Raw genomic sequence first — 9,926 nt, 5'->3', positions numbered from 1 at the left:
ACCTCACATTGTTGACCCTGGACACACACGCGCCGCTGCACATTTTCGACTACTGCGACGTGGACACGGAGGACGCGACCACCTCGGTGTTCTCCTGCTCCATGACCCAAGTGGCTGGCTTTGTGAACCACATGAAGGAAAAGGGCTACCTTGACGACACCGCGGTCGTGATCATGGGCGACCACCTCAAGCAGTTGAGCACCGGCGACCCCTTCGAAGAACAGTTAAGCGGCAACCACAACCGCACCATCTTCAACCGAATCTGGATTCCGGGCGCGGACAGCAGCGCCACATGGCTCGGTGACGTGGATCAACTGAACATGTATCCGTCCATATTGGAGGTGGCCGGCTTGGCCCTCCAGGACCAGGAGGCAGGCCTGGGTGTGTCCGGTCTCGCCTCGACTGTTCCCACTGACTCCGCGCAGGCTATGAATCCTGATTCCTATGCTGAGCTGTTGAACTCGGCTTCCCCGCGGTTTTATGAGGAGGCCTGGGACGGCGAGAGTGCCATCGAGTAGCCCTGTCCGTTCGTGCGCGGAAGTTCCTCGAAAGCGGGCTTGGCAAACCAATACCCAGGAACAAGCGGATGCCGCCAGCCTGCAGGAACAGGAACTCGGCTTCGGTTTCGATGCCCTCCGCGAGAACCGTGATGCCGAGCTTGTCAGCGATACCGACGACGCCGGTTACGACCGCCTGTCGAGCAGGGCTGCTATCAATCCCTCGAACGAGCTTCATATCAATCTTGATGAGGTCTGGTTGAAACTCAACCAGAAGCCCCAGTCCCGCATGGCCGGCACCGAAGTCGTCGATGACCCGTGTAGAAACCATGTCTTCGATACTCGTTAATGATGTTGCTGAGGTGTTCTGTGAACCCGAAGGTGAAGCTGCCATTGAGCGTCGGCGTCCTCCGGGTAGAAATAATGCCCGGTATGGCCATGGCACTGGCCGGCAACCAGCCATGTGTTCCCCTAATCGGAGGGTCTGGCGAGGACGATCGTTCACGCCTTGGTGATGCTCAATGTCACCTTGGCGCACTTATCGGCCCACTTGATCAGGGCGGCCTTCTCGGCCTTATCGACTGTCATTCCCCACCGAGCTTTCACAACTGTCCACTGAGCGATGTAGGCGCATTGGTTCGCCGGAGGCATCCACTGCTCAGGCCCTGACGCCTGCTTGGAGGCGTTCAGGCTACTGGTCTGGGCGTTCAGTGATCCGGCGTACCCAAGGTCGTTGTAGAACGCCACCCTTCGTGCCTGGGTCCAGCTCCGGGCTCCCGAACCCCAGGCCTCGTGGACGGGCACCATGTGGTCGATCTGGACGGTGCCGGCCGACGTATGAGTCTTGTTATCGAACGTGGTCACCCATTTGCCGGTTGCAACAGTGCAAGGCTTGACGGTTGTGTATTTCGGGGCAACCTTGCTCTCCGATATAAGGACCTCGTGACGGGTGTTCTGGCAATCCTTATTCTGGTCAATCCACTGCCCGAAGTAGCGGTTCCGGTCGTACCCAACGTTATTCTCCACGGCAACGGGGAGGGCACGGACGGCGGTCCTTAGATCGGTTGTATAGGTCGTCGCGGCCTGGGCCGGAGCGGAGAGGCCGGTGAGCAGCAGCCCTGCCGTGAGCGCAGCAACGAGCGCAGATTTCATTCGCATGGTGTTCCCCCAAAATCGAAGCACCCACCGTAGGGCGCTGAGCTGATCTTGGCACCCGGAATCGGCCATTCAGCTCAACTTGAGGGAAAACTCGGCAAGACTTTAGGTTCACGTGGTCGACGGAGGTCCGCGGTTGCTGCCTCAGCGCGGGCTCAAGGAACCGCCGTGCTTGGATAGAGGCATGAGTAGTGATCCGGTAGTTGCCGTCTGTGGCCCTGCTTCATGGAACCACCTGATACTCCTCGACCGCCTTCCGGAGCCTGTTCCCCACATGCAGTTCGCACGGCGTTCCTGGCACACGGTCGGCGGAACCTCTGCGGGGAAAGCCCTGCACCTGGCGGGTCTCGGCATTGACGTACGTCTGTGCTCACCTCTTGCCGCGGACGACGACGGCGAGCTTGTCTGTGATCTGCTCACCGCGGCCGGCGTCACGGTGCAGCCGATAGCGTCCGATCGCACTGAGCGCCACGTCAACCTCATGGATGATCACGGCGGGCGGGTTTCGCTCTATGTTTCGGTCCCGTCCACGCCATCTCCGAGTACGCTTCAATCCACTGGAGCCACGGTCGCCGCAGCTGATGTTGCTGTGATTGACCTGAGCGAACTCGGCGTTCTACTGCTGGAAAGCGGGGTTGTCGGACAAACACCGCTGTGGGTGGATCTGCATGATTACGACGGCTCGTCTGCTTTCCATGAGCCATTCGTGCGTGCCTCCGATGTGCTGTTCATGAACGATGATCGAACCGACAATCCATGGGAGCTGATGCGCTCCTGCATCGAACGGGGTCCTCGCTTGGCGGTGTGCACACGGGGAGCGGATGGTGCGATCGCCTTGGAGGCGAATGGCGCCAGGCATGAGATATCCGCGCTTCCGGCCGACGTCGTCGATACGAACGGTGCAGGAGATGCTTTCATGGCCGGTTTCCTCGCTGCCACCGTCCGCGGTGCAGCGGTGGCTCAAGCTCTCGAGGCGGCGGCCGCGCAAGCCCGTATCGCCATTGAGACTGAGCACCTACACCCGGTGCTCTTGGAACACCCGATGTCAGGGGTGATCCAGACACCGTGAGTTCGCTGGGTGGACTATCAATTGATGCCTGGTAGGCCGCCTAGCGCCTGGTCAGGTACCTGCTCAGGAGCACGCCGTGGGGGAACGTCCGGGTTTCCACGAGCTTTAGGTTCACCCAGTTGTCGAGGGCTGTGAAGAACGGGGTGCCACCGCCCACCAGGACCGGATGGGAAACAATCACGTACTCGTCGATCAGCCCCGCCCGCATCGCCGCCGCGGCGAGCGTGGCACCGCCGATGTCCATAGGGCCGCCGTCGTCGGCTTTCAGCCGGGTGATCTCGGCAACCGCGTCACCGGTGGCAAGTCGGGCGTTCCAGTCGACCGTGCTGGTTGTGGAGGAGAACACCACCTTCGGCATGTCGCGCCAGCGCTGGGCGAACTTGATCCGGGCAGGGGTGGCGTCGGGCTGCTGGTCGGCGGTCGGCCAATCGGAGCTCATCATTTCCCATAGTTTGCGCCCGTACAACGCAAGGCCCGTTGCAGCCACCCGGTCTGACCACCATTGGAACAGCTCCTCGCTCGTTACGCTCCAGCCGAGGTCGTTCCCAGGCGCGGCAATATAGCCGTCCAGGCTCGCGTTCATGGCGAAAGTCAGGTTGCGCATGCGTCACTACCGGCCAGGGCGCGCATACTTTTCCAGCCTCTGCGGGTCGACCAACAGGCCGCTGTCCCAGTCGCCCAGGTCTGCCGCTGCCTGGTAGGTGGCCCGTAGGAACTGGAGCAGTGCGGCGTCCGGATCCTCAGCAGTTCGAACGGCCTCATACGGCAACAGGAACTGCCGGAATTCTGCGCTGTAGTACGCGCCCTCGACGTCGATCAGTACGTCGCGGTAACCCTCGGGTTCCGGATAGGCGTAGGAGTAGAAAGCGCCCTCCTCGCCGCCGCCGGGCCAAAACCCACAGCTGGAGAGTTCATGGGAGTAACCCTCCTCCATGACCCAGTCGGCACAGTTTGGTGCGCCTCCGGGATGAGTCGGGGCGGTGCGCCCCGAGAAGCGCGTGCAAGCCAGATCCATGGCTCCCCAAAAGAAGTGGACAGGGCTCACCTTGCCGAGGAACTCTGAGCGGAAGCGGGTGATGACACGATCGGCCTGGAGCAGCTGCCGCCAGAAGGCAGTGACCGAAGCCGCATCGTAGGACGCGTGATGATGGTCTTCCGCGAAGGGAACAGCAGGGTCCACCTCGGTTGGCACCGGCCGGATTGGTGCTTCGATCCCAAGTTCGGCCAGCGCCTCCATCGTCCGGGCGTGGAATTGGGCCACAGACTGCGGCTCAAGTGCGACGCTCCGTTCCCCACCAGCACTGCTGCGCACCTGAAGGCGGTGGTTAACGACGTCGAACTCCATGTCGAAGACCCCGTTACCGTATGGGATTGAGGACGTACCCAAACCGCGTGGTGTTACATAAAAGGGGATCTGCCACCAGTGATTGATCAGAGGCGCGTGCGCCATCCGGACCTTACCCACCACCTGGAACCACATGTGCAGGGTGGCTTGCGTGTCCTGCCAGTCGTCAACCCTTAGCTCGGGCCACATATTCGCCGTCGCGTTTACTTGCTTCGTCGCCTGCTCGTTCACTGCTACCTCCGTCGCAATCATGGCCACCTCCAACAAGGCGCCGGGTCTCCCATCCGCAATCAAGCACACGGTCACAGCCCGTAGAGAAGGAAGGATGCTCACATCCTATGGAGATGCGGGCGATATAGGGCACAGGGCGCCCTTTCGCTGGTCAGGGAGGAGCGCCGCAGGGGCCCTTGATGTGACCGACACGGAGTCGAAAATCGCGCAGCAAGCCGTGTCGCAGTCGCACTATAGGAATATGAGCGCGTGGAAATCGTACCGGCGCCAGCCGCCGGTTATCGCAGCGGGGGCGGCCCTGCTGGCCTGCGTTGTGTTCTGGGTCATCGGGCTGTCCGGTGGACTCGCCTTTCTTCAACGTTCGACGGATCCGATGATTGCGCTTCTTGGCCTCTACGGCATGCTGGGCGCGGTAGCCGTGTCGATCATCGTGGCCGGAGGCGCGGCCTCCTACATCGCCAGAACCATGCCACGGCGGATCAGAAGGTAAGCAAAGGGAGACTCACCAGGGTGACTAGTTCATTCCTCCGGTGAGGATTCGTCGTCGTCTTCGTGCTGGTTGGCTATCTGGCCGTCATGGATCCTCTTCAGTGAGACCCCCTCAAGGTAAGACGGTACGGGCGGGTCCTTCTCTTCATCAGCTGTCATGGGCAAAGTTTAGGGGTCCTGGGTCCACCAAGTCGCCGCACGCAGGCCACAAACTCACACGCCACTGACGATCACAATCTCGTTGCCTTCAGGGTCGGCGACCCGCCATCGATCCTCCGACTCGCCACGGACGCGGCCACCGGCTGAAACGGCCTCAGCGATGCGCTGTTGCGCGAGGTCCGCCGGCACAGCGAGCTCGAAGTGGATACGGTTGCGCTGCCGACGCCGGTCCGTCTCAGAAGCGTCCAGCTCCTGGAAGACCATCACCGGATTCAGTCGACGCGGATCGTAGATGTCGCTGACCCCGACCCGTGTATCGGGGGTGTATCCGAGTGCAGCGGCCCAGAACGCGCGGACCGCCCCGACATCGGCTGCGTCCAGAAAGAGCTGAGTGAAGCGCGGCAGCCCGGGATCCGCTGAGGCCCCGAGTTCGCGTGCAGCCGTCTGAAGATCCGCGGCGAGATCGGTGAAGTTGAGGCCGAGCCCGTGGGCGTCGTCTTCCCATTGATCCTTACCGCTGTCGAGGATGACCAGCCCTGGCCGCAGGTCGACCAACAGTGGGAAGCCCGTGCCGTCGGCTAACGCCGAGGCTGCGGTGGCCAGGGCATGCTGCTGTGCGGGCGAGGTGACGCGGTAGCACGCCATCGCGCTGAATACCGCCTGCCAATCAGCTGTCTCCGTTTCCTCGTCGAGCTCCGCGCCCGGTACAAGGTCAACCTCGTTGCCGTCGGGGTCGCTGTGGCGGACTCCGAACGGTCCCGACGCCTCACCAAGATTCGCTTGCTGCACTGCCCTGGCCGGACGCACCACGTCGACATGGATGCGATTGCGCAGGGGCCGCAGCTCGGTCGACTGCCGGATCCGCAGGCCGGGGTCGCGCCAGAGAGGATCCGCCAATGCGCCGCCCTCGGCAGGCGCATAGTCGAGCACGCCCTGCCAGAACCGGCTCAGGGCAGAGGGGTTCGCGGATGCGAATACGACACTGACCTGCTGCAGGCCGGCGGGGTTCGCGGCAAGCCCGAGCTCTCCTGCGGCTGCCGATACCGCCTCGGCGTCCCCGCTCGTTGAAAGCCGCACGCGCACACCTGTCGGGCGTAAGTCGACCGAAATGTCAGGCGACACCTCGAGAATCCGCCCTGCCAGCGCAGCGCCCTCGGTCAGCGAACGTGCATCGAACCACGCCATTGCGATTCCGTCGAGGAAACGCCAATCCGATCCGACCTCACTCATACCCGGCACTGTACCGCCGATTACGGCCGATCTGCTCCGCAAGTACTACCGATTCCCAGTACTACCGATTCGTAGGCTCAGCGGAGGACCAACGCAAGGCCAAGCGTGGCGGCTGCGAGTAGAGGGAACAACCAGTTCGTGACGTGAATCATCACTTGGGCGCCTGGTCCGTTGCCTTTCCCCGCTGTGGAGAGTGGATCGGTGATCCGCTCGTCGTCCCTTGAGCGGGATGACCTGATGGTGTTCAGGATCGAAAGTGCCACCATGGCAAGGGTGCTGCCGATAAGCCAGGGCAGCGGTTGAAGCGCCAGCCATGCGTCCACCCGGTCTGTCGGAGCTGCAAACGCAGAGAACAGGCCGGCCAGTGCGCAGATCGCGCTGATCCCCACGCAGACCCAGATGCGTCGGATAACAGCTTCAAGGTAGAGCGGCAGCAATGCTATGAGCAGGACCGGCGTGGCGAGGAGTGCCAGCTGTGCAGGTGAGACAAGCAGCACTTCGGATCGAGTCCAGGAAACCACCGCCAGGTTGAAGACAAGAAAGGCCAGGAGCGCTAGTAGCGATGGCCAGAGTGCCTTCTTGATCCAGTCATTCCTCGGCGCAGACGGGAGGTCGAGCGCGGCAGCGTAATCCCGGGCTGAACCGAACGCTTCTTCGGCGTCTTGCCCAGTGTCACTGAGGAGCTCGCGGGCGCTCGCAATGGTGTCACCGATGGCACTCCCATGCACTTGGCGCATACGAAGCTCCATGACGAGCTCGTCGAACCATTTCTTGTCGCTGGTGCGCTGCATCATGCGGGGGTCTCCTTTGTGAGGCGCTGGTGGTCGAGGTAGCGGGTACTGGTCTCGGTGAAACGGAGCCAGTCGGCACTCAGACGAGCGAGTTCCGCGCGCCCCCGCTCCGTCAGTGCGAAGTATTTGCGGCCGGGGCCGGCGTCGCCGGCACGCCATTCCGTGGTGAGTAAGCCGGCAGATTCGTACCGGGTGAGAAGGGGATACAAAGTTCCGCCTTTGATGGTGCCGAACCCATTACGCTCAAGATCGCTGATGATGGCGTAGCCATACGAGGGCCCGGCGGCGAGCGCCCGGAGGGCAAGGAGGCCCAGGGTGGCCCGCAGCCAGTCGCTTGGCCAGTCCACGCTTTCCTGAGTTTGGGAATCAACGCTCGGAACGTTCATGACTATATTGTCTGTCTAAGTAGCTAGCCTGTAAAGCTGCTGCCCCCGGAGACAGCGCTCCCTTCCCCTTCCGGGCCGCCTGGGCTAGCGTCGAAGTCATCTGCTGACCCGCCGTCCGGAAGGAGTGGTAGTCATGGACATGGCCACCATCAATGCTGCGCTCGAGAACGTCATAGGCCGTGTAGAACGGGCGGAGGTGCTCGATGCACCGGCCAATGCAGTGGCCGACATTGTGGGCAAATACTTGAAGCCCGGGCTTATCAAGGACGTGCTGAGCGGGACGGGAACCGGACACCCGGCCCACCCGATCCTCATCCTCCTTCCCCTGGGCTCGTGGGCGTCCGCGTTCTTCCTCGACCTCGTTGGCTCGAAGGATGAGGGAACCGCGGTCGCTGCACGCCGGCTGATCGTCATCGGGAATCTCGCCGCGCTGCCGACCGCACTGACCGGCCTCAGCGACTGGGCTGACACCCAGGGCGCAGAACGCCGGGTCGGGCTCGTTCATGCGGGTCTCAACGTCACGGCCCTCGGCCTCTTCACCGCAAGTGCTGTTGCGCGTCAAACGCATGCCCGCGGGTTGGGCGTTCTCACCGCAGCCCTTGGGATGGGACTGGTGTCGGTGTCCGGTTGGCTGGGCGGACACCTCGCCTACGCCCGGGGCGTGGGAACCGACACCACCGCCTTTGAGGTGGCGCCATCGAACTGGACCGATGTGGCGGCCGTGGACGACGTCACTGACAAGCCCATGCGCGTCGACGCCGGGGGAGTGGCAGTGCTACTGGTCCGCCATGCCGGTGAATTGCGTGCAATGTCGGATCGCTGCACCCACCGCGGAGGGCCCCTGCACGAAGGGACCATTGAGGATGGCTGCGTAGAGTGCCCCTGGCACGGCAGCCGTTTCCGCCTGACCGACGGACAAATCGCCCGCGGTCCCGCCACGCGGCCCCAGCGCGCCTTCGAAGTGCGCACTCTCGATGGAAGGGTGGAGGTTCGCCCAGCCCCCGATCCCGGGTCCCTCCGGACCGAGCCGGTTACCGCCGGTGGGGAAGCTTTCTAAAACGACACCAGACAACTGTGTCAAACGCCGTCGTAATGGGTACTCCTCTGGCACGAAGCAACAGCTGCGAGACAGAAGGAGCGCAATGACGAGCGAGCCCCAAACGATGACCCGTGGAAGCGCTGCCGAGCAGGGCGCAACCCTGACCATCCATGACCCCCGGGATGGCAGTGAAGTGGGAACGGTTGAGTCCGCGGGCAGGGAACAGGTGGCGCTCGCCGTCCAGTTGGCCAGAGCGGTTCAACCCGAATGGGCTGCAGTCGCGCCCGCCGAGCGGGCGGGGATGCTGAGGTCGGCCGCCGGTGCCCTGCGCGACGGCGCCGATCACCTCGCAGACCTGAACAGCCGTGAGACCGGCCGCCCCCGGGATGAGGCGCTCGCCGGGATTGAGGCCGGAGCCGCAACGCTCGAGCAGTATGCCGAGCTGGGCCCGCTGCACCGCGGCCACAGCCTCCGCGGTTCAGCTCTGGCTTCCGACTACACGGTGACCGTGCCGCGTGGAGTCGCTGCGCTCCTGACGCCTTGGAATGACCCGGTAGCCGTCGCCGCCGGTTTGATCGGCGCCGCATTGGCGACCGGCAACACGGTTGTGCACAAGCCGAGTGAGCGCTGTCCCCACGTCGGTCAGCGGCTGGGGGAACTGCTCTCGCCCTGCTTTCCTGCAGGAGTGCTGACCACTCTTTCCGGCGGACCCGACGTCGGAGCTATGCTCACCGCCGAGGACGGCATCGACGTCTACGCACATGTGGGATCGAGCGCCACCGGTGCCCGGATCGCCCGCGCTGCGGTGCTCACCGGGGCCCACGTGATCCGTGAGAACGGCGGTAACGACCCGCTCCTGATTGACGACGACGTCGACCCCGCCTGGGCAGCCGAACAAGCCGCTATCGGGGCGTTCAGTAACAGCGGACAGATCTGCACCGCCGTCGAGCGCATCTACGTCCACGACGCCATCGCCGATGAGTTCTGCGCCGCCCTCGCCGCCGAAGCACGCCGTCGGAACGAGCCCGGCGTCCTTGCGCCGCTCGTCGACCGCCGCATGCGGGAAGCGGTGGACAGCCAGGTACAGGCCGCTCGTAAGATGGGCGCCGAAGTGCTCGAAGGCGGTGAAATCCCGGAAGGACCGGGAGCGCACTACCCGGCAACCGTCCTGCTCAACTGCACGGAGCAGATGGACGTCATGGCTGAGGAGACCTTCGGTCCCGTCGCCCCGGTAACACGCGTGGGCACCTTCGACGAGGGGCTCAAACTCGCGGCAGCCGGGCGGTATGGGCTGGCAGCCAACGTCCTGACCGGGCGCATCGCCAACGCGCAGAAAGCAGTCGCGACGTTCGCGGTAGGAACGGTCAAAGTCAACGCCGTCTTCGGCGGTGCTCCCGGCGGTTCAGCGCAGCCCCGCGGTGAAAGCGGTGAGGGCTTCGGCTACGGACCCGAACTGCTGGACGAGTTCTGCACCGTCAAGGTGGTGCACATTGAGGCACCAGGGAAGGCATCCGGATCATGACCGCGCTGTCTGA

The 9,926-nt window shown here is 63.5% G+C and carries 12 protein-coding genes and 1 pseudogene; 5 read left to right on the top strand and 8 right to left on the bottom strand.

Annotation, left to right across the window (positions count from 1 at the left end):
• Window positions 1-518 (top strand): annotated as a pseudogene (locus tag RIF85_RS12605) (LTA synthase family protein); the annotation flags it as partial.
• Here RIF85_RS12605 and RIF85_RS12600 read toward each other — a convergent pair.
• Together RIF85_RS12600 and RIF85_RS12595 are read right to left on the bottom strand one after the other, a co-directional pair.
• Complete coding sequence (locus tag RIF85_RS12600; protein WP_309072250.1) at window positions 427-828, bottom strand: EAL domain-containing protein; 402 nt, start codon at window positions 826-828, stop codon at window positions 427-429. The pseudogene RIF85_RS12605 and the gene RIF85_RS12600 overlap by 92 nt on opposite strands.
• A gap of 170 nt (window positions 829-998) precedes the next feature.
• On the bottom strand, window positions 999-1,655 hold the full coding sequence (locus RIF85_RS12595; protein ID WP_309072249.1) for an HNH endonuclease family protein: 657 nt from the start codon (window positions 1,653-1,655) through the stop codon (window positions 999-1,001).
• 181 nt (window positions 1,656-1,836) lie between these two features.
• Between RIF85_RS12595 and RIF85_RS12590 the strand changes: the two genes are divergently transcribed.
• Entirely contained in the window at window positions 1,837-2,721 is an 885-nt protein-coding gene (locus RIF85_RS12590; protein WP_309072248.1) for a PfkB family carbohydrate kinase, read from the top strand.
• A gap of 40 nt (window positions 2,722-2,761) precedes the next feature.
• On the opposite strand, the gene RIF85_RS12585 is transcribed toward RIF85_RS12590, so the two are convergent.
• Window positions 2,762-3,325, bottom strand: coding sequence for a dihydrofolate reductase family protein (locus RIF85_RS12585; RefSeq protein WP_309072247.1), 564 nt, complete (start codon window positions 3,323-3,325; stop codon window positions 2,762-2,764).
• A gap of 6 nt (window positions 3,326-3,331) precedes the next feature.
• Window positions 3,332-4,318, bottom strand: a complete 987-nt coding sequence (locus RIF85_RS12580) for a DUF5996 family protein (protein WP_309072246.1) — start codon at window positions 4,316-4,318, stop codon at window positions 3,332-3,334.
• A 220-nt stretch (window positions 4,319-4,538) separates the two neighbouring features.
• Between RIF85_RS12580 and RIF85_RS12575 the strand changes: the two genes are divergently transcribed.
• Complete coding sequence (locus RIF85_RS12575) at window positions 4,539-4,787, top strand: hypothetical protein (protein ID WP_309072245.1); 249 nt, start codon at window positions 4,539-4,541, stop codon at window positions 4,785-4,787.
• 29 nt (window positions 4,788-4,816) lie between these two features.
• Here the strand turns inward: RIF85_RS12575 and RIF85_RS12570 are convergent, their stop codons facing one another.
• The 4 genes from RIF85_RS12570 to RIF85_RS12555 form a co-directional block, all read right to left on the bottom strand.
• Window positions 4,817-4,945 carry a hypothetical protein gene (locus tag RIF85_RS12570; protein ID WP_309072244.1) on the bottom strand — a complete coding sequence of 43 codons (129 nt, stop codon included), beginning with the start codon at window positions 4,943-4,945 and terminating at the stop codon, window positions 4,817-4,819.
• Window positions 4,946-4,999: 54 nt separating this feature from the next.
• Window positions 5,000-6,175, bottom strand: coding sequence for a VOC family protein (locus RIF85_RS12565; RefSeq protein WP_309072243.1), 1,176 nt, complete (start codon window positions 6,173-6,175; stop codon window positions 5,000-5,002).
• A gap of 77 nt (window positions 6,176-6,252) precedes the next feature.
• Complete coding sequence (locus RIF85_RS12560; protein WP_309072242.1) at window positions 6,253-6,969, bottom strand: hypothetical protein; 717 nt, start codon at window positions 6,967-6,969, stop codon at window positions 6,253-6,255.
• Entirely contained in the window at window positions 6,966-7,352 is a 387-nt protein-coding gene (locus tag RIF85_RS12555) for a PadR family transcriptional regulator (protein ID WP_309072241.1), read from the bottom strand. The genes RIF85_RS12560 and RIF85_RS12555 overlap by 4 nt, the downstream gene beginning before the upstream one ends.
• 133 nt (window positions 7,353-7,485) lie before the next feature.
• Here RIF85_RS12555 and RIF85_RS12550 point away from each other — a divergent pair, with 133 nt between their 5' ends.
• Window positions 7,486-8,409 carry a Rieske 2Fe-2S domain-containing protein gene (locus RIF85_RS12550; RefSeq protein WP_309072240.1) on the top strand — a complete coding sequence of 308 codons (924 nt, stop codon included), beginning with the start codon at window positions 7,486-7,488 and terminating at the stop codon, window positions 8,407-8,409.
• 85 nt (window positions 8,410-8,494) lie between these two features.
• A complete protein-coding gene (locus RIF85_RS12545) occupies window positions 8,495-9,913 on the top strand; it encodes an aldehyde dehydrogenase family protein (protein WP_309072239.1) in 1,419 nt (472 codons plus the stop codon).
• Window positions 9,914-9,926 lie beyond the last annotated feature (13 nt).

Origin of the sequence: Arthrobacter sp., from assembly GCF_031179385.1 — a bacterium.
Classification (GTDB): domain Bacteria; phylum Actinomycetota; class Actinomycetes; order Actinomycetales; family Micrococcaceae; genus Arthrobacter_D.
Note: the sequence above shows the minus strand (reverse complement) of the source record. Positions and strands in the feature narration are given on the sequence as shown.